Origin of the sequence: Levilactobacillus acidifarinae DSM 19394 = JCM 15949, assembly GCF_001434835.1 — a bacterium.
GTDB classification, from domain to species: Bacteria; Bacillota; Bacilli; order Lactobacillales; family Lactobacillaceae; genus Levilactobacillus; species Levilactobacillus acidifarinae.
In genome coordinates, this window is sequence record NZ_AZDV01000023.1 from 60729 (window position 1) to 84809 (window position 24081).

The 24081-nt window shown below is 50.8% G+C and carries 19 protein-coding genes and 1 CRISPR repeat array; of the genes, 17 read left to right on the plus strand and 2 right to left on the minus strand.

Annotated features, from left to right (window positions below):
• The first annotated feature begins 1 nt into the window (after position 1).
• The 7 genes from FD25_RS07095 (at position 2) to guaB (ending at position 7308) form a co-directional block, all read left to right on the plus strand.
• Positions 2–202, plus strand: a complete 201-nt coding sequence (locus FD25_RS07095; protein WP_057802955.1) for a hypothetical protein — start codon at positions 2–4, stop codon at positions 200–202.
• Positions 203–464: 262 nt separating this feature from the next.
• On the plus strand, positions 465–839 hold the full coding sequence (locus tag FD25_RS07100) for a hypothetical protein (RefSeq protein ID WP_057802956.1): 375 nt from the start codon (positions 465–467) through the stop codon (positions 837–839).
• 336 nt (positions 840–1175) lie between these two features.
• Positions 1176–1760, plus strand: coding sequence for a hypothetical protein (locus FD25_RS07105; protein ID WP_057802957.1), 585 nt, complete (start codon positions 1176–1178; stop codon positions 1758–1760).
• A 189-nt stretch (positions 1761–1949) separates the two neighbouring features.
• Positions 1950–2339, plus strand: coding sequence for a hypothetical protein (locus FD25_RS07110; protein ID WP_057802958.1), 390 nt, complete (start codon positions 1950–1952; stop codon positions 2337–2339).
• Positions 2340–2506: 167 nt separating this feature from the next.
• The gene (locus tag FD25_RS07115) at positions 2507–4159 is read left to right on the plus strand and encodes an ArnT family glycosyltransferase (RefSeq protein ID WP_057802959.1); all 1653 of its coding nucleotides are present in this window, start codon (positions 2507–2509) and stop codon (positions 4157–4159) included.
• Between the two features lie 45 nt (positions 4160–4204).
• Positions 4205–5914: a glycosyltransferase family protein gene (locus FD25_RS07120; protein WP_057802960.1), complete on the plus strand. Its 1710-nt coding sequence runs from the start codon at positions 4205–4207 to the stop codon at positions 5912–5914.
• A gap of 254 nt (positions 5915–6168) precedes the next feature.
• A complete protein-coding gene (gene guaB, locus FD25_RS07125) occupies positions 6169–7308 on the plus strand; it encodes an IMP dehydrogenase (protein ID WP_057802961.1) in 1140 nt (379 codons plus the stop codon).
• A gap of 152 nt (positions 7309–7460) precedes the next feature.
• On the opposite strand, the gene FD25_RS07130 is transcribed toward guaB, so the two are convergent.
• Positions 7461–8030: a matrixin family metalloprotease gene (locus FD25_RS07130; RefSeq protein WP_057802962.1), complete on the minus strand. Its 570-nt coding sequence runs from the start codon at positions 8028–8030 to the stop codon at positions 7461–7463.
• Between the two features lie 695 nt (positions 8031–8725).
• On the opposite strand from FD25_RS07130, the gene croR reads away from it, so the two are divergent.
• From croR to FD25_RS07160, 6 genes are all read left to right on the plus strand, one after another.
• Positions 8726–9415, plus strand: coding sequence for a response regulator transcription factor CroR (gene croR, locus FD25_RS07135; RefSeq protein WP_057733546.1), 690 nt, complete (start codon positions 8726–8728; stop codon positions 9413–9415).
• Between the two features lie 10 nt (positions 9416–9425).
• On the plus strand, positions 9426–10601 hold the full coding sequence (locus tag FD25_RS07140) for a sensor histidine kinase (RefSeq protein ID WP_057803035.1): 1176 nt from the start codon (positions 9426–9428) through the stop codon (positions 10599–10601).
• A gap of 50 nt (positions 10602–10651) precedes the next feature.
• Positions 10652–11983 (plus strand): D-alanyl-D-alanine carboxypeptidase family protein, encoded by a 1332-nt coding sequence (locus FD25_RS07145; RefSeq protein WP_057802963.1) that lies wholly within the window; start codon positions 10652–10654, stop codon positions 11981–11983.
• A gap of 330 nt (positions 11984–12313) precedes the next feature.
• Complete coding sequence (locus tag FD25_RS07150; RefSeq protein WP_057802964.1) at positions 12314–15616, plus strand: YhgE/Pip domain-containing protein; 3303 nt, start codon at positions 12314–12316, stop codon at positions 15614–15616.
• 252 nt (positions 15617–15868) lie between these two features.
• Positions 15869–16672, plus strand: coding sequence for an AzlC family ABC transporter permease (locus FD25_RS07155; protein ID WP_057802965.1), 804 nt, complete (start codon positions 15869–15871; stop codon positions 16670–16672).
• 18 nt (positions 16673–16690) lie between these two features.
• Entirely contained in the window at positions 16691–17035 is a 345-nt protein-coding gene (locus tag FD25_RS07160) for an AzlD domain-containing protein (RefSeq protein ID WP_057802966.1), read from the plus strand.
• A gap of 201 nt (positions 17036–17236) precedes the next feature.
• Positions 17237–18120: direct repeats of the CRISPR family, unit length 29 nt; unit sequence GTATTCCCCACACGTGTGGGGGTGATTCC.
• A 177-nt stretch (positions 18121–18297) separates the two neighbouring features.
• Here FD25_RS07160 and FD25_RS07165 read toward each other — a convergent pair.
• Positions 18298–19491 carry a class I SAM-dependent methyltransferase gene (locus FD25_RS07165; RefSeq protein WP_057802967.1) on the minus strand — a complete coding sequence of 398 codons (1194 nt, stop codon included), beginning with the start codon at positions 19489–19491 and terminating at the stop codon, positions 18298–18300.
• Positions 19492–19685: 194 nt separating this feature from the next.
• Between FD25_RS07165 and FD25_RS07170 the strand changes: the two genes are divergently transcribed.
• The 4 genes from FD25_RS07170 to FD25_RS07185 all read left to right on the plus strand — a co-directional run bounded on the left by FD25_RS07170 (position 19686) and on the right by FD25_RS07185 (position 23949).
• Complete coding sequence (locus tag FD25_RS07170; protein WP_057802968.1) at positions 19686–20612, plus strand: hypothetical protein; 927 nt, start codon at positions 19686–19688, stop codon at positions 20610–20612.
• A 522-nt stretch (positions 20613–21134) separates the two neighbouring features.
• Positions 21135–22298, plus strand: a complete 1164-nt coding sequence (locus FD25_RS07175; protein WP_235807920.1) for an ROK family protein — start codon at positions 21135–21137, stop codon at positions 22296–22298.
• Between the two features lie 246 nt (positions 22299–22544).
• Positions 22545–22745, plus strand: a complete 201-nt coding sequence (locus FD25_RS07180) for a hypothetical protein (RefSeq protein ID WP_057802969.1) — start codon at positions 22545–22547, stop codon at positions 22743–22745.
• A gap of 85 nt (positions 22746–22830) precedes the next feature.
• Positions 22831–23949, plus strand: coding sequence for an AI-2E family transporter (locus FD25_RS07185; RefSeq protein WP_057802970.1), 1119 nt, complete (start codon positions 22831–22833; stop codon positions 23947–23949).
• The last annotated feature ends 132 nt before the right edge of the window (positions 23950–24081 follow it).

Genomic DNA, 24081 nt, shown 5'->3' on the forward strand with positions numbered 1-24081 from the left:
CATGGAAAAAGTTTTTGGAATTGTAACTGGTGTCGTTGTTGTTTTAGGATTAGCTGGCGTGGCGGCCACGGCTAGTGCCGATACCACCATCAAGCCCGTCTACCGGAGTGAAAACGTCAAGAACTTAACGCACGTGAACGCCGGCTTATCCGCCAACGATTCCGTCTACTTCCCGCACGTGTCGACTGCGGCAACGAAGTAATCTAACCAATTGTGAGACCGCCTGTTGGGTGGTCTTTTTTGGTGTCGGCGGGTGATTACACGGTGAGTATGGCTAACTAGTCACCCTAACCACACTGGTGGCTAAAAGCCGTGACGAAGGCGTTTAACGGTGACGGGGCCCCGTCAGTGACCACCTTAAAATCTGAGTCGAACGGCTATCTTGACTCTAAATCACCGGGCCACTAGACTGGGTTGCAGATAGCCAGAGGTGACTACCGATCTATTTCTAGGGGGAGTTCTTTATGAAAAAGATTTTAGGTTATGTTGCTGGTGTCGCTGCGATTTTAGCTTTAGGTGGGTGTGCGTCAACGAGTGCCCAAGGGAGTAAGTCATCCGTTAAGACTTTATCAACAACTAAGCAGATGAAGTTACGGACGCCCTATAAGAAGAACGCTCGTCAGCTCGACTTTACGAACGGACGTAAATCCGCTAAGTTAACGGTCTTAAATGGCAAGAAGCAGTGCGTGAAGAAGTCTAACGTGGCTAAGAAGGGGAACTTCACATTGAAGCTGACTAAGGCGCAAGCTAAGAAGCTGAGTCAATGTTCCACCTTCAAGTATTCCGTCGCCCAAAAGGGTTACAAGACGTATACGGTCACTAATCCAGTGACGAAATAACCTAGGTAAACACGGTTATCGAGAGTCGGCCACGTGCCGACTTTTTTGTATTTAATGGTGTGCAGGAAAAATCATGACGCGTGCTTACATTTTATCCGTTTAGTAAGAAATTTGATGAAAGACTTGACGATATAATTAATTAACCTTTGCTTGGCGGCTTTAATAAAAGGGGGCCTAATCGCTGAAGTGACGTGCGTTTTGCCGAATTAAGCCGTTAAGAAATGATCCCGAAAATGACGAATGCTTGACTCTGGTAGGGGCCCTTCTAAAATGGATTGTAGATAGCCAATGCCTGCGACGACTGACTATAATCTTAAACTCTGAGGGGGAGTTTTCATGAAAAAGGTTTTAGGATACGCTGCTGCTTTAGTCGCTGCGTTGTCACTTGCTGGTGTTGCGGCAACTTCCGCACATGCGGACGGTGCGTCAGCCAATGCGGCTAGTGGGGTCAGCAGCAGTACATCGTCGGACACTTACAATGCCTCGTTTAGTTTTGATGGGGGCGGCAACACGGCCACACCAACGGCTGATTCTAGTTCGGCCGTAAGTTCTAGCTCAGCAGCCAGTTCCAGTTCAGCGGCTAGTTCCAGTTCCTCAGCGGAATCTAGCAAGCCCGAAAAGCCAGCCAAGAAGCCAGCCAAGGTCGTAACGAGTGCCAAGAAGATGCGGGGTCGTTTGCGTTATCGTAAAGGTAGTCGTGTTGTGCTTTTCCAAAAGGGCCGCAAGGGCGCTAAGGTAACGTTGCGGAACCGCAAGGGCCAAACTGTGCTGAAGTTTGACGTCAAGCACGACGGTAAGTTCAGCATCAAGTTGAGCAAGAAGGAAGCCGAAAAGATTGCTAAGTACGGCAAGTACTTTACCTTTACGGTTGCCGAAAAAGGTTACAAGACCTACACCGTTAAGTATGTGATCTTCAAGTAACTCGAAGTTGAGTTTAAAAAACGCAGGGGATGCTAGTCTCCGGCGTTTTTTTTCGGCCCAATGCAAGCGAAACCCTTTCCACAAGCAGATTCATAGCAAATTGCGAGCAGCGAAGGGTTTCGACTTGGTGGGGGAGAATGACGACTCGTATAATACAGCGTAAGTTAACTTGAAAGGGAGTTGGAAGAATTGGGGGAATTGATTCAGATGACGACGGCTAGTGTGGACCCACGTGCGGATCAAGAAACGATTGTGATTGTGCCTCGGAAGAAACATTTACCGGTGGTCAAGGGGCCGTTAACGACCCAGTCGCAGCTAGTTAGGCCGACTTTACGGCTCAAGGCGATTCGACCGAAGAAACGACAACTGCGTTTTCATCACGGGCAGCGGGGGATGACGGTGATTCTACGCGACCAGGCCCATCAGGTCGTGCGGGTGGTGCGAGTCACTCGGCGGGGGAAGCTCACGGTGTCCCTTTCCAAGCAACAATTACGGACCCTGACGGCCGGACCGTTTTACGTGACGGTGCTAGTTGCTCAACACCCGGCAACGACCGTGAAGTACGTGGTAGCCGGTTAATCAATAACTAAATTAATTGTAAGGTGATCTAGTGATCGGCTTTTTTTCACGATGAAATGGTTGAAGCCACCCGTTAGCTGCCCCATAATGCGAACCGAATAGCGGCGAGAACAACCCTCGTTGCCACGGTGAGGACTTGATCTCAGGGGGAGAATGGGTGACCGTGTGTGTTGGCTAAATTAAAAGCAAAATTGAATAGTCGGGAGTGCCAGTACCTGGCATTGTTTACGCTACTGGGCTTCTTTATCATGTTGATCTGTTCGTATACGTCTCCGGCGTTTTACTTTGATTATTCGCCGGATAACAACGCCTTTTTCACGGTGGGAAAGGCCATGGCGCACGGTCAGGTCTTATATAAAGATATCTTTGAACAAAAGGGACCGTACATTTACCTGCTGCACGTCATCGCGTACTTAGTGGCGCAACGGAGTTTCGTGTTCATTTACTTCTACGAGTCGCTGACCCTGATTGCGTCGATGTATCTGACGTACCGAATCGCTAAACTGGTGTTGACCACGCCGCAAGCTTTACTGGTCGGCATTCTATCGCCCGCGTTGTTTTTGTACCACCCGTACTACGATTATGGGGACACGGCGGAATTTTTCGCCCTGCCACTGATTCTATCGTTGATTTATCTAATCATGTTACTAGTGGTGCACCACTTACGGGTCAGTCCTTGGTGGTTCTTCGCTCAGGGTTTATTCGTTGGGATTGAATTTTTCTCAAAGTACACGCTGTTGGGGGGCTGGATTGTCTTTTACTTGTTCATGGGCGTTTATTTGTTGCGGCGGAAGAATTGGTTGATGTTAAAGCAGCTGATTCTCTGGAGTGGCGCCGGTTTTCTGCTTGCAACGGTGCCGTGGATTGTCTACTTTGCGGTGGTCCACGGGTTAAAGAGCTTTATCGCTGTGTATTTTCTGTTTAACACGCAGGTCTACATGACGTCGTCCGTGTCGTTTTTCGCCAATCTGGTACAATCGACCAGCCTCTTGTCCCAGTTCTTCTTGTCCAGCGTGGTCTTCTTCATGTTGGGCCTGGTGGGGACACTGGCTATCACCTTCCGGACGGATATCTTACCGGGGACCTTCGCCAAGAGCCTATATCTGTTAGTCTTTTTGGGGAACGACATCTTTGCGCTGTACGGGTACAGTAGCGGGAACGTTTTTCAATACTATCAATTGGTTTATTTTCCATTCTTTGTCTTGCCGCTGATTTACTTCTGCAAGCTCTTCTTCGACCGGCAAACGATTCGCAGTGACGACGATGTCTTGACCATTCTGGCAACGATTCTGGTCAGCTTATTCCTGGTGCTGGGCGTCAACAACAACTTCACCAGTTCCCGGTTGTTTCCTAACAACGCGTCCGTGACGGATCGGCACACCAAGGTGCCCCAGGCACCCGCACAGACCGAGTTTGGTGATTTGATGCGGGCCCAAACGACCGGGAAAATGACCTTACTGAACTATGGCTCAATTGATATGGGCTTTTACACCGCTTCGGGGGCCGTGCCGACCCAGTATTACTTCCAGAATTACAACATTCCGGCCCGAAGCGATCCCACAATCCTGAATTCACAGGTCAACGCAATTCGCCATAAGCAGGTGGAATGGGTGGTCTTTAACACGCCTGCGGGGAAGTCACCACAAGCTTGGAAGGGGCTATCGTATAAACCGGGGCAAATCACGGACGGCAACTTGAATCCGGGGACCGCTCAGATGAGTAAGTCGCTCTACCGCAATTACCGGTATGTTGCGCAACATACACAGAGTTTTGAAAACATGAACGTGACGTATTGGCTATTCCAACGGAAAGGAAATTAATGAAGGCACGAATGTTATGAGGCGTCAGTGGGGGAGTCTGGTAGAATGACGCAATTGATGCGACGAGTAGTTACCAAGTATTGGTGGCAGTTAGAGCTACTGAGTTTTGTTGTGCTCAGCCTGATTTGGATCTTACCCTGGGGCTTTTCCGGCAAAATTTATTTGGGCGATGACCTGGGGTTTCATCTGAACCGGATTCAGGGCTTAGCCAAGGCTATCCAGCTGAGCGGCAATTGGTGGCAGATCCCGGCGGTCTCAACCGCGGCCTTTAGCGGGTGGGGCTATCCCATCAATCTGTTCTACCCGGCCGCCGCTTTATTACCGGCGGCTTGGTTGCAAACCATTGCTAGCGGCGTCGGTGGGTATTACGTTTTCTTGGTTTTATTGAACGTCTTGACCTTGTGGGTGGCGGCCATGGTCGCAGCGCGCTTACTTCCGAGTCGGGCCCAGGCCTTCTTAGCCGCCGTAATCTACGGGTTTGCGCAATACCGATTCCTGGACTTCTTCGTGCGGGGATCATTAGCGGAAGGCATCGTCTTTACCTTTCTACCACTGATTTTCTATGGGGTCTACAGTATAACGATCGGTGATTACCACAAGTGGCCATGGTTGGCCGTGGGGATGGCGTTGATTGCGCTGACCCACGTGATTTCACTAGTCCTTAGTAGTGTCGGGGTCATCATTATGCTGAGCCTTTGGGGCTTGCGGCGTAAGGAACTCCGAGTACGGGGGTTACGTTTCGGCGCCGCCGCGGGATTGGCCGTTTTGCTGTCACTAAGCTTTCTGGGACCGCTGGTAGAGCAACTCCGTCACGTGGGTAAGCTGGGAATCGCCCAGTACACGTTGGCGGACAGTGCCACCCACTTAGGTGATCTGCTTTGGAACTCGTTAAACGATGCGGTCGCCTCCAACGCAATCAATTTCGGGGTCTTACTATTGGTTACCAGCGTGCTGGCCATCATCGTTTGGCGGCAGTTGCGACCGTTTGACCGCTATTGCTTAGTCCTGGGGGGCATCTTCGTGTTTCTGGCCACGAACCTCTTTCCGTGGCCCCTCTTTCAAGGCTTACTGGGAACCATTCAATTTCCATGGCGGTTTTTGGCCATGGCCGACTTCCCGTTAGCGTTGGTTGGCGCCAGGGCCGTGATGGTGGTTACCCGAGCCAAGACCTTCCAACGAACGCTGATGGTGGTTCCGGTGGTGACAGCCATTGCCGTGGGTTTGTCCTTTAGCGCAAGTGCCACCCTTTACCGTTCGGTCGGGCCGAATAACGCTAAAGTGGTCACCAACGCGACCTATCTGGCCAACGCTACGCGGGACACTACGACCGATTATGTGGCGCAACGGGGACTGGTTTCCATGGCGGCGGTCCGGACACACTCGATTCCGGTCATGAACACCCAACCTAACGGGCAACAGCCGGCGTCATTACAACAGCTAGCCGTGCGCCCCGTAGCCAACGGACTGGTCTACACGGTGAAGAGTACGACGGCGCAAGAGATTAAGTTACCGCAACTGGATTATTACGGGTACCACGTCTTCGTTAATGGTCGCGAACAGACACCACGCCTCGACAGTAATGGTGTGGTCCACATTCACGTGAATACCGGGACCAGTCAGATTCGCTACGTCTATCAGCGTACGACTGTGCAGTACTTGACCAGTGGGCTAACCTGGTTGGCCTGGATAAGTTTGATTGGCGTTGGCTGTTGGCGGTGGCTCCAGCGACAACGTCGGTTAACCGCTAAAAATTAAGGCTTAAAGCTTAATACTTGGACCGTTCTGTAGGGAACGGTCTTTTGAGTTTGAAATAAGTTTAATAATGCCATCACTAGTTTCTTCATAATGACCGTGAAAATCTCGTGACCGATGGTGTTTTTGCTGAAAAACCATGAAAGTTCGATGAGAAGCCTTGACCGCCCGGGGTTTGGCTGGTAAATTAGAAAACAATATCTCCCAGGATTCCTAACCGAGCCTGAGACTAAATCACAGAGGAGCGATCAACTATTATGTCTAATTGGGACACGAAGTTTGCTAAAGAAGGAATCACGTTTGATGATGTACTATTAATTCCCGCGGAAAGTCACGTTTTGCCGGATGAAGTCGATTTAAGTGTCCAATTAGCGCCAAACTTAAAGTTGAATATTCCGTTCCTGAGTGCCTCGATGGATACGGTCACCGAGACGAAGATGGCCACGGCCATGGCCTACAACGGTGGGTTAGGGGTCATTCACAAGAACATGACCACCGATAAACAAGCCCAAATGGTGGCCGATGTGAAGGCCATCGAAAACGACGCCGCTAAGCACCCGAACGCCGCCGTTGACGCTAACAATCACTTGTTGGTCGCCGCTGCGGTCGGAGTGACGTCCGACACGTCCGAACGGGCCCACGCGTTGTTAGCCGCTGGTGCCGACGCCATCATCATCGACACGGCCCACGGTCACTCCGCTGGGGTGTTACGCAAGGTCGCCCAAATTCGCGAAGAATTGCCGGACGCCACGTTGATTGCGGGGAACGTCGCCACGGGTGAAGGCACCCGTGCTCTGTTCGAAGCCGGCGTCGACGTTGTGAAGGTCGGCATCGGTCCCGGGTCCATTTGTACCACCCGCGTGGTTGCCGGGGTCGGCGTCCCACAAATTACGGCCGTTTATGATGCCGCGAACGTGGCTCGTGAATTCGGTAAGCCAATCATTGCCGACGGGGGTATGAAGTACTCCGGCGACATCGTCAAGGCCATGGCCGCCGGCGGGAACGCCGTGATGTTCGGGTCCATGTTTGCCGGGACCGACGAAGCCCCTGGCGACGTGATCGAAGACGGTGGGAAGAAATACAAGTCCTACCGGGGCATGGGGAGCTTGGCAGCCATGGAGAAGGGGTCTAAGGACCGTTACTTCCAAGGCAGTGTCAACGAAGCCAACAAGTTGGTGCCAGAAGGTATCGAAGCCCGGGTGGCCTACAAGGGTAGCGTCAACGACATCATCTTCCAGATGATCGGCGGCCTGCGTTCCGGGATGGGTTATACCGGCAGTGCCAACATTCAAGCACTGATTGATAACGCCCAGTTCGTCAAGATTTCCAACGCCGGTTTACGGGAATCTCACCCGCACGACGTTCAAATTACCAAGGCGGCACCGAACTACAAGTAAATAAATGTAACGAAACGCACCGACTCCTAGGGTTTTTAGCCAGGGGTGGTGCGTTTTTTATGGACAGGTAAAAATAGCGTATTAAAAACCCCCGGCAGGCATTCGGTCCTGGCGGGGGTTGATATTCGGGATTTTAGAAAGTGGGATGAAGTTTAGTTGTTGTAAGCTTGTTGTAAAGCGACCTTGTCTTGTTGGTCGATTGAAGCGTACCGTTCGCTGGCGTACATTACACTAGCTTCGGACTTGGAGTGGCTTAAGCCTAAGGCATGGCCGATTTCGTGGGTGGCTACGTTAGTCCGTTGCGTCTTAGTGTAGTTGTACTTAGTCAATAATTTTTTGTTTAACGTCGAGGTGGCGGAAACGATTTGGTTATCATCGCCACCCTTTTGGTAGTAAGAGTAGTTGGTGTAACCGGCGAGGTCGTCGCCCTTGGTCTTTAAAGAGTTAGAAGACGTCAACGTGATGTCGGCTTTGGCACCGCTCTTGGCGGGAACTAATTCAACAACGCCAACCTTGTTCCAGGACTTAACGGCGTTCTTCCAAACACCCTTGTAGTAGTTAGACGAAACATCGGTTTTGTAGGTAATCGTCGTGGTCTTCCAAGCGCCCCAGGTTGGGGTTTTAGCATTTTCAGCGGCGTTAACGGACCCACCTAACGTGGTGAAGGCTAAGGCACAGGTTGCAGAGACGATGGCGATTTGTTTGATGATTTTGGCGAACATGATTTTTAACCCACTTTCTAAAATTCCGAATGTTTTGAATTTCTAAATTGCTCTTCCCTTTGAACAATGTTAGTATGCCTTGAAACCGCTTTGAATTGTTCGCACAACTTGGCGAGTGTGGATAGTTTCAAGGGGACATTTTTTACGAAGTGGGTATAAACCATTATTTTATGGGGTAAAGTAATCCTAAAATGGTTACACATAAGGGATTGTGGCCAAACTTAAAAACCGATTGTTTACCATACAAATTTAGGTTGTTTAAAATCCAATCGAATCAAGACTCCCCCAAACGGTTCGGGGGAGTCTTGATTTTTGCCATCAATTAACAAAATGCCGAGGAGAAAATAACGAACGTTTGCGAGCGACTTATCGCCAGATAGGCGTAAATTGGTTAAAGGGGTGTGCCATTGGCGACTAGGAAAGCCACCGCCACGTGACCGTTTGGGAGAGGGGAAGGTTTACGGGGCTGAAATTTGTCTGACCATTTTTGACCAGTGAGGGTGGTTCTTGGGAAAATGGTCCGTGGTAGCTAGACGTTGGCAATTAGTGTAAAATTAAGAACTGTTAAAAGGCCTTACACCTCGGTAAAGGTTCAAGCGAAGGCCGATTTGCTGACAGACTTTTTGATACACTAGTCATAAATGCCGAAACTGACCGTTCGTAGACGAGCGGTTGTTGTGAAGGAGAACGTAAAGATGAAAATTTTAGTTGTCGACGACGACAAGGAAATCGCTCAATTACTTGAAATCTACATTAAAAACGAAGGCTACGAACCCTTAACCGCATATAATGGTAAGGAAGCGCTCACTAAGTTGCACACGACGCCGGACATCGCCTTGATGATCCTAGACGTGATGATGCCTGAAATGAGCGGGATTGAGGTGATTAAGGAAGTCCGGAAAGACTCCCAAATCCCGATTCTGATCTTGTCGGCCAAGACCGGTGACATGGATAAGATCCAGGGGCTGATTACCGGGGCCGACGATTACGTGACCAAGCCGTTCAACCCGCTGGAAGTCATGGCCAGAGTCAAGTCGCTGTTGCGGCGGAGTCAAGACCAGGTGACCGATGACAGTCCCGACGTTTTGGATATTGGGACGTTGACCATTAACAAGGATTCCCACGAGGTCAAGACGATTGCCGGGAAGACGGTGTCGTTGACCGCCCTAGAATTTGGGATTCTCTACCTATTAGCCAGTCATCCCAACCGGGTTTTCTCGGCCGATGAGATTTTCGAACGGGTCTGGCGGCAGGAAAGCATCGTGTCGGCCAAGACCGTCATGGTTCACGTGAGTCACTTGCGCGATAAGATTGAAGAAGCCACGAACGGCGAAAAGGTGATCCAAACGGTCTGGGGCGTGGGGTACAAGATTGAATCCCACTAATCCCACCAGCATGAAGCTCACGACCCGCGAGAAAAGCGCCCTGTTTATGGAGGGCGTGGTCACGGTGATCCTGTTGCTCATGTTGAACTTAGCTTTACTCGTCTTAATCGTTCAGGCCATCGAGAGTAATCCCGGACTGCGCGACGGGATCTTCATCATTAAACGCTCCGTGGTGTTAGGTCCCCATCACTATCAGTTGTGGAGTTGGGAAAACCTCTTTATTGGTCTGATGATGGTCGCCGATGCGTTAGTCGTGTGGTGGCGGTTGATTCGTCGCTACAAACAAATGCAGCTGCACCATATTATTGAAGAATTACACTTCATTGCCAACGGGCACTTCGACCATCGGATTCCGTTTCGGGTCAGTGGTGACGTGCAACGGGTGGTGGATTCGGTTAACGCGCTGGTGGATTCGGTCATCCATTCGATGGATGAGGAACGGGCGATTGAGAAGTCCAAGGACGAATTGATTACCAACGTCAGTCACGACATTCGCACGCCGTTGACGTCGATCATCGGCTACTTGGGATTGATTGAAGACAAGCAATACCATTCGGAAGACGACCTGTTGAAATACACCCACACGGCCTTTTTAAAATCTAAGCAGATGAAGTCGTTAGTTGATGATCTGTTTGAATACACCAAGGTGCGTCAGACCGATACGCCGTTAAGTCTGACCAAGATCGACCTGGGGGCCATGCTGGAACAACTGGCGGCCAGCTTCGAACTGGAGGCCCAGAAGAAGGGCATGGATATCGGGGCTAACGTGGGGGCGACGCCGCTCATGATGGAGGCCGACCCCGAGAAGTTGGTCCGCATCTTTAACAACCTGGTCAGCAACGCACTGAAGTACGGGGATGGTGGCAAGCACATCAATCTGGTCGCCAAACGTATTTCTGCCGCCGAGCTGGAGGTTCGGGTGACTAACGACGGACCGAAGATTCCCAAGAAGTCCTTGGCACTGATTTTTGAACGGTTTTACCGCGTCGAGGAATCACGTTCCAAGGAGACCGGCGGAACCGGGTTGGGCTTGGCGATTGCGCAAAGCATCGTGGCCCTACACGGCGGGTACATTTACGTCGAATCCGATGACGCCCTGACCAGTTTTGTGATTCATCTGCCAACGGAACACGCGCACCCCTTAGCGGTTCCCCAACGGTTAAAAACTGCGGGAACGGCCAATTAAATTCAACCGTGGTCTCGACCACGGTTACATAAGAACAGGAGAGTTTTGCATTGAAACGTTTACGCCAATTGATGGTGGGGGTCGTTACGGCCGTCACGTTACTGACGGGTGGCCTGAGTACCGGGGCAGTGACGCCCACGGTCACGGCCCACGCCGCAACCACGAGTACCACAAGTTCGACGGTTAACCTGAAAGCTAAGGCCGGTATCGCCGTTGATGCGCAGACCGGTCAGATTCTGTACGAAAAAAATGGCGACCAGACTTTACCGGTCGCCTCGATGTCTAAGCTGCTATCCATTTACCTGGTCTTGCAGGCGGTTCACGCCGGTAAGCTCAAGTGGGATCAGAAGATTACCATCAGTAAGCCGATTGCTAAGGTGGCCGAGAACACCGATTTATCCAACGTACCACTACGGGCGGGTCACAGCTACACGGTCAAGTCTCTGTACCAGGCCTCACTGATTTACTCCGCCAACGGGGCGATTGAAGCCTTGGGAAGTGCCGTGGCGGGATCACCGCACGCGTTTGTCACCCAGATGAAGGCTCAGGCTAAGAAGTTGGGAATGACCAACGTCAAGATCTATAACGCCTGTGGGTTGACCAACAAGCAAGTGGGCGCGCTGGGGTACAGTAACGTTGCTGGCAAGGCCGAAAACGAATGGTCGGCCGCCGACCAAGCTAAGTTGGCCGTGGCCTTACTGAACAAGTATCCGGAAGTCCTGCAGACCACTAAGATTGCCAAAATGTGGTTTGAAAAGGGGACCAAGGACGCCACCAAGATGGAGAATTGGAACTGGATGTTGAAGGGGCTGACCGCTTCGTACACTAAGTTGCACGTGGACGGGTTGAAGACCGGGACGTCCGACGCGGCCGGGGCTAACTTTACCGGGACCGCGCACAACAACGGTAACCGGATTATCACGGTGGTCCTGCACGCCGCGCACAAGTCCGAAACGGACCCGTCGCGGTTCCAACAGACCCAAAAAATGATGTCGTACGTCTATAACAACTTTAAGACGGTGACTTATCACGCTGGTCAAGCGGTGACCGGTGCCAAGACGGTCACGACCCACGACGCCAAGGAAAAGACCGCCAAGACGGCCTTGGCCGATGACGTTAAGCTGTGGCTCCGTAACGACCAGGTGGCCAGCAACATCACGGCTAAGCCGCAGTTGAAGGCTAGCCTGACCAAGGATCACGCCTTGGAGGCACCCGTGACCAAGAACCAACAAATCGGGACCGCCAACCTGTCACTGAAGGGTGATCAACTCGGTTTCTTGGGCAATACCAAGACGGTTAAAGTGCCACTGAAGGTGACTCAATCCGTGGAAAAGGCTAACGTCTTTGTCCGGATGTGGCGTTGGGTGGTTGCGCTGTTCTAAATCATTCACGCGAAAACGAAACGTGCGCTCGGGAGCTGATCCTGGGCGCACGTTTTTTATGGTGCCAAGTTATTGCAAGCATGTGGACTGCGAAACGGTCAGAAAACCGGAGTGAAAAACTAACTTGGATTAATGAAACAATGACTTTTTTTATAATCGGGTAAACCGTTTGAAAACGTTGATGTACCAAGTGTTTTCAGTAATTGAAAGATAGTTGACGACCTGTTGCTTTTTTGACAAGTCAAGTATTAGTGTGCGAGTATACTTTTATGATTAGCTGAAAACGCGCAATTTTTAAGGATATTTTGAGGATAAAGGGAGTTGGAACTTTTGAAAATGGTAAAAGGCGAATGGAGCTATATTCGGCATAATCGGTTAATTCTGATTTCCGTTTTAGCAATTATGTTTATTCCATTCCTCTATAGTATTTTCTTCCTGCGGTCCGTTTGGGACCCGTACGGAGAAACCAGTAAGCTACCGGTCGCGATAGTTAACTTGGACAAACCGGTGACCTATCAGGGCCAGAAGTTAAACGTGGGTGACCAGACCGTCACCAACCTGAAGAAGAATCATCAACTGGGCTGGAAGTTTGTGTCCAAACAACAGGCCGCCCAGGGACTGAAAGATCGTAAGTATTACACGGTCATCACGATTCCTAAGAACTTCTCGGCCCACGCAGCCACGGCGTTAGACGAACATCCTAAGAAGATGACGTTGACCTATAACACCAACGCGTCGGCCAACTACATCGCCGAAGTCATGAGTGAAGTTGGGGCCACCAAGCTGCAGAACGAAATCAGCGCTAAGGTGACGAAGGCTTACGCCCAGGCCACCTTTAAGCTGGTTTACCAGGTCGGCAAGGGGATGGACAAGGCCGCCACGGGCTCCGCTCAATTGAAGGACGGGACCACCACGTTGACGGATGGGTTGAACACCTACACCACTGGGGTGAAGAAGCTCAATAACGGGTTACAGCAAATGCAAACCTCCGTGAAGCCGTTGGCCACGGGGATTCAAAAGCTAAACGATGGGGCCGCGACGTTGAAATCCGGCCTGACCCAGTACACGTCTGGCGTGGGGCAATATACGTCGGGTGTCGGTCAATACACATCTGGTGTGGGGCAATACTCCGCCGGGGTCAACCAATACACGTCTGGTGTGGGGCAATACACGTCTGGGGTTAACCAATACACGTCCGGTGTGGGGCAGTACACGTCTGGCGTGAACCAGTTTACCAGCGGTGTGAGCCAACTGAGTGCGGGGATGCCTAAGCTGACCGCCGGAACTAAGCAACTGAGTACCGGGGCTAGTTCCCTGAACAGCGGCGTTTACAAGTACGTCGATGGGGTCTACACGTTGAACGACGGGGTTCAAAAGCTGGGCGCTGGCGTGGGACCACTGAAGAGTGGGGTTTCCCAATTGTCTGCCGGGAGTAGTGAACTGAACTCTGGTTTATCACAATTAAGCAATAACTCGGGGACCTTGAACGATGGGGCTTCAAGCTTAGCCTCTAAGGCAACGGAACTTTCTAGCAGTGTGGGCAAGTTAGGGACAGCTGCCGATGCAGTTACTAATCAGTTAGGCCAACTTGACCTTTCTGGGTTAAATGGGGTGTCCGATAAAGTTGCAGCCTTAGATTCTGGGCTGTCCCAAGTCAGCAAAGGGGTTGCTGGAATTAGCCAGTACGCTGGTGACATTCAGAAGCGTGCGACGAGCGGGGCTACGACTTCAGCGGCTACTCCAGCGACGACGGTGACGAAGACAACCAGTAATGGTGCGGATAGCTCTTCGGTGACCGCCGCTAAGGACGCGACGTCAGAAGCCGCTGCCACAGCTGCCAGTTTAAAAGCGGCAGCCGCTAAGGAAGATAACAGTGAAGAAGTGAGTGCGTTAGCGTCTAAGTTAGCGTCGGAAACGGCTGCCGCTAACGATAAGACGGGTGCCATTTCTAATAGTGGGACATCAACGACGGAAGAAACTAAAACGACTGGCAGTGACACGACTGCTAGTTCCTCCGATTCAAGTAACATGGAAGCCATTGCCAAGGATGCTACGGCAATTGTGACCTATAGTGCTAGCATTACGAGTGGGTTAAGTGCAATTAATTCACAGTTAACGGAAGCAATCTCAAACCTACCTGATACTAAAGGCTTAGAAACTCAAGTGGCAGAATTGAAACAATTCGCCGGCGCCGTTTCACAGTTGAACGCGGCTGTGAACCCTTCGTCAGGGACCTCCTTAGCCCAAGGGGTCGACACCTTAACTAACGGGGTGAAGACCTACACTTCCGGCGTTGACTCGGCTTTTGACGGGTCCACGACCTTGAAGAACGGGTTGACTAGCTTAGATGCACAAGTGCCAACCTTAAGCGACGGGATCACGCAGATTTTGAACGGGACTGCCGAACTGGCCAAGAATGGTAAGGCCTTGAAGTCTGGGTCCAGCCAAGTCGCCAGTGGGGCCGCCACTCTGAACAGTGGTCTGCAAACGGCCGCAGCCGGGGTCAACAAGTTGAACGCCAACACGGGTAAGCTGACGGCCGCCGGGAACAAGCTGAATTCCAGCACGGGTCAATTAACCGCAGCTGGGAGTAAGCTGAACTCGAGCACCGGGAAATTAACGGCTGCCGGGAACAAGTTGAATTCCAGCACGGGTCAATTGACCGCAGCTGGTAACAAGTTAAACCAGGCCTCGCCACAATTGAACAGTGGGGCCAGTCAACTGGCTAGTGGGACCGCCCAATTAGCTAGCAACGTGCCAACGTTGACTAGTGGGGTAAACCAATTAGCCGATGGCTCAGCTCAATTGAACGAAAACAGTCCGAAGTTAGTCGCCGGGGCCAAGAAGCTGAATGCCGGGAGTGGTAAGTTGGCTAAGTCCCTGAAGTCTGGGGCCGACCAGATCAACAACCAACCACTGACTAGCAAGACGGCGGATATGTTCTCCTCGCCAACTAAGTTAGCCCACAAGAACTACAGTTACGTGCCTAACTACGGGCACGCCTTAGCACCTTACGTGCTGTCTGTGGCGCTTTACGTGGGGGCCTTGGTCTTCAACTTTGCCTTCCCAATTCGGAAGGTGTCGTTAGAAGGCGGCACGGCGACTGGCTGGTTCTTCAGTAAGGTCTCGATTGGGGCCGTTGAAGCTCTGGCCATGGCCGTCATTGAACCGTCCCTGATGATGTTAGGGGGGCTGTCAGTTGAACATCCAGGTCAACTGATCATCCTTTCAATAGCGTTCTCGGAAGCGTCGATGTTCATCGTTATGTTCCTGTCGATGCTCCTGGACAACCCAGGGCGGTTTATCGCCATGATTCTCCTGATGCTTCAATTAGGGGGTTCCGGTGGGACCTTCCCAATGGAAGTCACTAATCACTTCTACAACGTGGTTCATCCGTTCTTACCAATGACTTACTCAATCCTCGGATTCCGGCAAGCCATTACGGATGGGATGGGTAGCGGTGTCGAGTGGCAAGCGGTCTTTGTCTTAGCCCTCTTCACGGTCATTAGTTTGGCCTTGCTGTACCCAACCATGCATTGGTTACAAAAGAAGCACCTGATGGGTGTTTCCCAGTTAGACGATAATCAGAAGTTGCAGGCGGTTGAAGATCCAACCAGTCGGCGGCATTCTTAAAAAGTAACCTGTATAAAACGGCGGTGGATCGCTCTGGTCCGCCGCCGTTTTCGCGTTTAGGTCGCATTATTTTATGATGAAAAGTCACCGAGAATTTTCACAAAGGCGGGGGGGCCAACCCCGAAAAAGTGGTTTTGACCCTTGATAATGTTCGGGTTACGGTATGAAAATCTTGTGAAACATGGTAAAATATCCTCGTGTGGTTTTATAACGCATTTCATATCTCAGAGTATTCGACGGAGGCAAACATTCTTGAATAAACGAAGGCCAAACCCCAAGCGAGTGCCCGACCCCAACGAACCCTTATGGCGGTCGACACTGCGGGTAGCCATGCCCCTTAACTTGAGTTACATTCCTATCGGGCTGGCTTGTGGGATTTTGCTCCACGCGGCAGGGTTCAATACCCTATTGACCGGATTAGTTTCTTTATTGATTTTCTCCGGTGGGGCGCAATTTTTAATTGCCACGATGTTGACCATTAATTCCCCACTACTTTCAATTGTCTTGATGCTGTTTTTCTTGGAATTACGGTACGCCCTTTTAAGTTCGAGTCTATCTCCTTACTTAAAAGGTCAGTCCAACCGCTTTCTATTTATTTTTGCCATCTCACTTAATGACGAAAATTATGCCATCAACTACCTGAAGTTTGCCACGGATAAGAAGTGGACGGGTAAGGAAGCCTTGATGGTGGAGCATTACTCGTTGCTGTTTTGGGCGATGAGTAACGTCATCGGGAGTTTGATCGGGAGCGCACTTAAAATTGATCTTGGCATCGTCAATTTTGCGTTGACGGCCCTGTTCCTCTACATGATCGTGATGCAGATTAAGAACCGTTTAACGGTCGTTATTTGCCTGATTTCGGGGGTACTCGCGGCGGTCTGCATGATGCTGACCAAGTCGACACTTGGCCTGGTCATTTCGACCATCATCTCTTCACTGATTGGGTTCGGGTTGGAGACGACGTTACGTAAGCGGCTACCGGATAGTCACTGGCTCTGGAAGTTACGGGGGCCGGGGGCTAAACAGTCGGCGGTAGAAAGTTCGGATGAAAAATAAGGATGCAGGGAGAAGTTTATGAGTACAGTTAATACGTGGACTAGTACGCAACATTTTTGGTTAATTATTCTCGGCTTTTTCGTTGCCTTCCTGCCGCGGTTTATCCCGCTGATGCTGTTTACCAAGCGAGAAATTCCGGAGTGGTTTAACGAATGGATGAAGTTTGTCCCCGTGTCGCTTTTCACGGCTCTGGTGGTCAAAGATGTGTTTATTGATAGTAAGAGTTACCAGCTGATGTTCACGCAGGTGCCAGAAATGTTGGCCGCGGTGATCGTCATCATCATCGCGTATCGGACGCGTTCGATGGCAATTTCTGTGATTACGGGACTGATTGGCGTGTTCCTGCTGTCGATGGTAATCTGAATAAAATAAATCTAGTAAATCGTTAAATGGTGGGGCCACCCAAGAAGGGTGACCCTGTTTTTTTATAAAAATATTAGTTAATAGGATGTATCTAATTATTGTTGAGTGAAAGCCTCTTAATAGGTATAATAAGAAAAACAAGTTAATGTAAAACGGTAATTAGTGAGATTAAGAATGCTGATCTGTCGGGATTTGTTTAGTGTATTCCCCACACGTGTGGGGGTGATTCCCACGGGCATCCCCTTTCAGGCACCGCCAGCACGTATTCCCCACACGTGTGGGGGTGATTCCTTATCGACTTGCCTAGTGTCCACTACTTGAAGGTATTCCCCACACGTGTGGGGGTGATTCCCGCGTACCCGTCCGGCGTGCCGCTAGTTTTGGGTATTCCCCACACGTGTGGGGGTGATTCCGAGAGCCTAGACGGGTTCGACCCCTTTAGTAAGTATTCCCCACACGTGTGGGGGTGATTCCTGGGGCACCTTAAGGGGATGCCCTTTTTTAGTGTATTCCCCACACATGTGGGGGTGATTCTAGTGCTCGGTGGCGTAGACCACGGCCCCCTGGGTATTCCCCACACGTGTGGGGGTGATTCCAGCTATTCAAGACCAAGTACAAGCGAGTCGGGGTATTCCCCACACGTGTGGGGGTGATTCCCAAATCCAAAAGGTTAGGGAGCTACGTGGCCTGTATTCCCCACACGTGTGGGGGTGATTCCTAGCGTGACAAAATAGGGAGTGACAAAAATTGGTATTCCCCACACGTGTGGGGGTGATTCCGCTCACCCGGCCCGTTTCCGTGAACGTTTTGTGTATTCCCCACACGTGTGGGGGTGATTCCATGACGTTCACGACGGGTTGGTCGCGTTTCACGGTATTCCCCACACGTGTGGGGGTGATTCCATTTAACACCGTTTTGATTGTCATATCTATAAGTATTCCCCACACGTGTGGGGGTGATTCTTACGCTGTCTTACATTAACCCTCGTTACCTCAGTATTCCCCACACGTGTGGGGGTGATTCCGTGCCTAAATCCTTTTCTTCCATGCTTGTCTTGTATTCCTCACACGTGTGAGGATAATTCTTCGAGGGGGTAGTTATCACGATTGCACTAGCCGAGATCATCATCGGTCTATGCCTGCTGTACATGGCGTTTTCCGTACTGACCGGTCACTAAAAAGACTCACCCACTACGCTGATCAGACGTAGTGGGTGAGCCTTTTTATGGCGTTACGGTCCGCGGCCGCAACCATTGAAGCAAGTTAGTCAGTTACTTTATCCGTTTCAGCGTACATGTAGTCTCGCGTCATCGGTAACATCCGGGCAGAAGGGCCCTTGGAAATCAAGTATTGAATCACATCGATGTTCCCAGACTTGAAGGATGCCGCGCAGGCCTGTAAGTACAGGTCCCACATGCGGACAAACTTGTCGTCGAACATCTTAGTGACTTCTTCACGGTGTTGGTTGAAGTTTTGATCCCAAATTTCCACCGTCTTTTGGTAGTGGCGGCGCAGGGGTTCCATGTCATCGATTTGTAAGCCGTTTTCGATGATGTGGGTCGTGTTTTCCACCAGGCCAGGTACATAGCCACCGGGGAAGATCCACTTGTTCAACCAGCCGTTGTTAGCACCACCCTGTTGCCGGGTGATCCCGTGAATCAGGGCCACACCGTCGTTCATCAGGTACTTTTGCACGCAGTTGAAGTATTCACCCAAGTTTTCGGCGCCGACGTGTTCGAACATCCCCACGGAGGTGATGTAGTCCCACTGTTCGTTGCCCAATTCCCGGTAGTCTTCCAACCGGACCTCAGCAACGTCTTGAAGACCTTCGTCGTTAATCCGTTGGGTCACGTAGTCGTATTGTTCCTGGCTCAAGGTGATCCCGGTCACGTGTAAGCCGTATTCCTTAGCGGCCGTGAGCATTAACGTGCCCCAGCCACACCCGATGTCCAGGAGCGTTTTACCCGGTTGTGGGTTCAACTTCTTGATGATGTGGTGGACCTTGTTGACTTGAGCGGTCTCCAGGTCATCGTCGGGCGTCTCGAAGTAGGCACACGAGTAGGTCATGGTGCTGTCCAGCCAGAGTTGGTAGAAGTTATTGCCGATGTCGTAATGGTTTTGAACGTCGGCTTTACTTTCCTTTTCGGTGTGCTTCTGCTTCGGTAAGAAGTGAATGTACTTCTTATTATGGAAGAAGCTGTCCGCATTTTCGTACGCAGCCGTCAAAAGATCTTCGATGCTGCCATCGATTTCAATCGTGCCATCCATGATGGCTTCCCCTAACGCGATGGACGCGTTACGGGAGATTTCCTTGATTGGAATTGCCCGGTGGATGGTAATCGTGTTAGCGGGAGTGCCGGTCCCGTAAACGTCGCTGGAACCGTCCCAGTAGTTTACGCGGACGGGGATGTTGAAGGTGTGACTAAGAAACGTTTTGTAAAAAGTTTTTTCAAGCATGTCAGGGGTCCTTTCTCGTTTGTCTTCCAATCAGGAAAACAGAATTACTACGCCATTATACGCCTTTACCCGGCGGGAACGTAAGGGTCGCGACTCAGTGTAACCGCTTAACCTTGAGCGAAGTTTGCAAATTTACCGGATTTACCAAATGGCATGGTATAATGAAGCTATAAAAACCAGCGGAGGTCTTCACTTTGAAAAAATGGGTATGGGTCGTCGCGACAATCGTGGTCGCATTGCTCATCGGTGGTTATGCTTACTCCAACCATCACGCAACCGCGAAGGAATACCAAGCGGCAATGACGAACGGGCGAACAGCCTTGAAGAACAAAGATTATACACAAGCCGAGAGTTACTTCCAGAACGCTTTAAAGCGGCGGTTGAACGATGAGACCGCGCAAACGTACTTAACGCAAACGCAACGGTTCGTGTCCGGAGAAAATGCGATGGACGCGCGTAAGTTTGGGCACGCCCAAGCCCGTTACCAGACGGTTAAGACCACGAAGAGTGGGTCGACCGTATTGGTGAACCGGGCCACCAAACGCCTGAAGCAGGTTAAGGTAATTCGGGCCAACGTGACGCAATTCAAACAAATCCTTAGCCGGGCCCAGGATCAGAACCAGGCCTTAAATTACGGTACGTCCAACACAACTCTGGACGAGCTGTTCAATAATAGTAAATTCCAACAGGTCTACTACAAGAATCTGTATACCCAGGCGTTGGCTTTACGGAAGGCCAACAACGCGGGGCAGACTAGTGTGGTCACTAATAGTAGTTCCGCAGCGACCACGTCCACGAGTCCCACTACGGGCGCGGGGACCAGTAGCAGCAATTCGGGCACGACCAGCAATAGCAGTAGTAACGGCGCGTCGTTGACGTCGTCAGAATCTGCTGCCGCGCAAAACTACCAGGGCTCCAACGAGTACACGGTCACTAAGAAACAAAAGGAATTGAACGGGAAGGTCATTACGGCCGGCCAAATCAGTTCCGCCCGTCAAACCATCAGTGCGGCCGGGGGCCAAGCCGATGCGATGAGTGATCAGGATGTTCGCGTGGCCTTACAGCAGGCGAACAAAAAAGGCGTGTCCTTGACCAAGTACACGCAACAATATTTGAAATAGAACCTAACGACGTCATCCTACGGGGTGGCGTTTTTGTTAGTCACCTAATCAACCACCCGTTGGTGACGGACCGCTCGGAAGAAGCATGTTAAACTAGTTCCTGATTTGATAGGTAACTGGATTATTTACTAGTAAGCATTTGCTTTTGATTAACTAATTGATGGGTAATGTAGTTTGTAAAGATAGCTTACGAGCAGTTTGAAAGTTTTCTGACGGCACTTAACGTGATTTGACGCACAAAACGTCAATACTGGCAGTGGTTTGGGGGTTATTTTACCCCCTAAAAAGCCAATTTTCCGGTGAGTCATTATTTGCCCACTATTGGTAAGGCAGGTTTACTATAGTAATAGGTCCACAAACCAATTACACTGTAAGGGGGGTAAGGTGGTGTGGCACCGGCTAACCAGAACCGTGATGATCTTGGGGGGTCAAGCGGTTCTACTGCGTCGATAAACGGCGTTGCGTCGCGGCTTGTCGGGGGCTCAACATCACTACCATATTATGATTATTAACAAACATATCATGCGGACGACGAACGAAAAGCAAGTATTACAACAAATTGTCAATGCTGGACCAATTTCGCGGAGTCAGATTTCACGGAACCTGAGCTTGAATAAGGTAACCGTGTCGGACATCTACAGTGAATTACTTCACGAAGGTCTCATTCGTGAGGTTGGTCATGGCGTTAGTACGCGAAATGGTGGCCGAAAACCGGTGATGGCGTTACTCAACGTGGACTATGGGTACGTCCTCAGCATCAATATTTTACGGCAACGGTTCACCATGTTGGCTTGTCGGTTAGATGGAAAGTCGGAAGATTATACCAGTGTGTCGACGCGTAACGTGGATTTAACGTCCGTGCTCGACATGATTGAAGATCATATTCGGCAGATGATGGGCGACCGGGATACCCGGCTCCTGGGTCTGTCCTTTGGCCTGGACGGCGTCATTTATGAAAATCAAATCTTAGGCGCCGGATTGAACGGGTTAAAGGACTTTGACTTAGCCAAGTACTTCGGTGATAAGTTCAACGTACCGGTGGTGCTCGAAAACCTGGCCAACGAATCGGCCATCTTCGAGCGGGACTTCTCCGGTGAAGGGGTCTACGAGAACTTAATTTCGGTTACCATCCGTGATCAGGTCAGTGCCGGTATCATAACGAACGGCCACCTGTATCGCGGGCACCGGGGTGAAGCTGGTGTCATCGGGAAGTGTCCGTTGGCCGACCGGTACCAAGAACAGAACCACGAAACGGTGAACCATTACGTTTCCGAAACCAGTGTGCTGAAACGGATTATGGCCTATCAAAAACTTGACCGGGTCGATGTGAACCGGATTCGGCGGGACTACCTGGGTCACCAACCTGAATTGTTGGCGATTCTAGACGAGTTTTCCTATTACCTGGCGAAGGTGTTGGCCAACATTTCCAGTAGTTTCGCGCCGGATGCCATTCTCCTGAACGCGCCGATTCTGGAATTGTTGCCCGAACTCATGGATGGTGTCCGTGGTTACGTCGATAAGTTGGCAATTCCGCGCAAGGCGCCGTTGCTCCTGACCAAAAATGCCAAGGAAGCTTCCTTAATGGGCGGGGCCTCAGCCATCATTCACCGGGTCTTAGCCCTGGATGATCTCCAATTGACGTTTAGAAACGAGCGGCCAGTGGTCCTCGAACAAATTGAATCTTAACCCTAGAACGTTGTGTTTAACAACGGTGATCCGTCAATGTTGGCGGGTCTTTTTTATTGGGCGCAGGAACGCAAGTTTTGAGACACCTCACGCCGCCAGTTGCGTTGGCGAGCAGCGGGCCATTCCCTGGTGTAACGGGGGTGGAATGGCCACCGTGACGTTTCGGCGTCATGACGGGCGTTGACGTCTGGCTTTTTCTGGAGTGTTCGGGTAATCTAGGGAAAATGAAGGGTGAGGAGGAGAAAAATGCGTGTGAAGATTCAATTGTTCCTAGCACTGGTGGGGAGTTTGTATGTGATTTTTCAGGTCGGTTCCTGGTTGATCGCGGCAGTTTATCTGGTTGGTTCCGGACCGGGACTGTTAGCGAGTCTCGTGATTCTTGGGGGAATGGTAATCGCCGGTTACGAGACGGCCCGTTACTTTGTCTTGAAGATTTGGCGACGGTAAGTCCTCTGACGGTGGGGAAATCCTTAGGGAAATGGGGGCATTGCGGTATAATAAGAGCTGACTAAAAGAGTGGGGGGATTCGACTTTGAGTTTATGGGAACGGTTTACAACGAACATTCGCTTACGCCGCTTCGTGGTGTTGGCCTGCATCATCCTGATTTTGTGGCTGGTCCGCAGCGAAATGAACACGATTCTACTGACCTTTATTTTTACCTTTCTGGTGCTGCAGCTAGTTAAATTTGTCCGGCGCCACGTGAAGGTCCCGACGCAGCTAATTGTGGTCCTGACCTACGTGATTATTCTGGGCGGCCTGTACTGGGCCGTAACCACGTATTTGCCCCAGATTGTGACGTCGTCGGTTCGGGGAATTGAAAAGTTGTACAAGTTTTATCAAAATCCGGATAACGACACCAACCAGATTGCCCGTTGGGTGACCAACTACATTAGTACTTCAGATCTGTTGGGACAGGTCCAGAGCGGCGCCAAGGTGGTTTTGAACTACGTTTCGACGATTGGCTCGTTCGGGTTAACCTTGTTCATGTCGATGATCCTCAGTTTCTTCTTTACGATTGAAAGTAAACAGATGACGGCCTTTTCCCAGCGGTTCTTAACCAGTACCTACGGCTGGGTCTTCCAGGATATCAAGTTTTTTGCCGATAAATTCATCAATACCTTTGGTGTGGTGCTGGAAGCTCAATTTTTCATCGCGGTCTGCAACACCGTGATTACCACGGTGATTCTGGCCATCATGAAGATGCCCCAGTTACCCACGCTGGCGATTATGATTTTTATCCTGAGCCTGATTCCGGTAGCCGGGGTTATCGTGTCGGTGATTCCGTTGGCCGTTCTGGGGTACTCGGTTGGCGGTTACCGCTATATCATCTACATCCTGGTGATGATCGTGGTGGTGCACGCGTTAGAAGCTTACGTCTTGAACCCGAAGTTCATGTCCAGTCGCACGGAGCTCCCCATCTTCTACACCTTCGTGGTGTTGTTGGCGGGTGAGCAGCTCTTCGGCGTTTGGGGGTTGATTGTCGGGGTGCCAATCTTCACCTTCTTCCTGGATATCTTGGGCGTCCGCCCGGTCCACGGGTTACATCCCGGCGTTGACGTGGAGAAGATTCGCCAATACCGACAAACACACAGTATTCGACGACACCATAACGATGATGATCAGGACCAGGGACCCGATTCATCCAAGTAAACGATCAGGTGGCGGTGATTTCTTCGGAAAATCACCGCTTTTTTAGTGGCCAATTTAATTATCAACTAGTTAGGCCCCCTCAGTTGTCTAACCAGGGGGTAATCTATCAGAAAAATTATAATAACGGTAAGT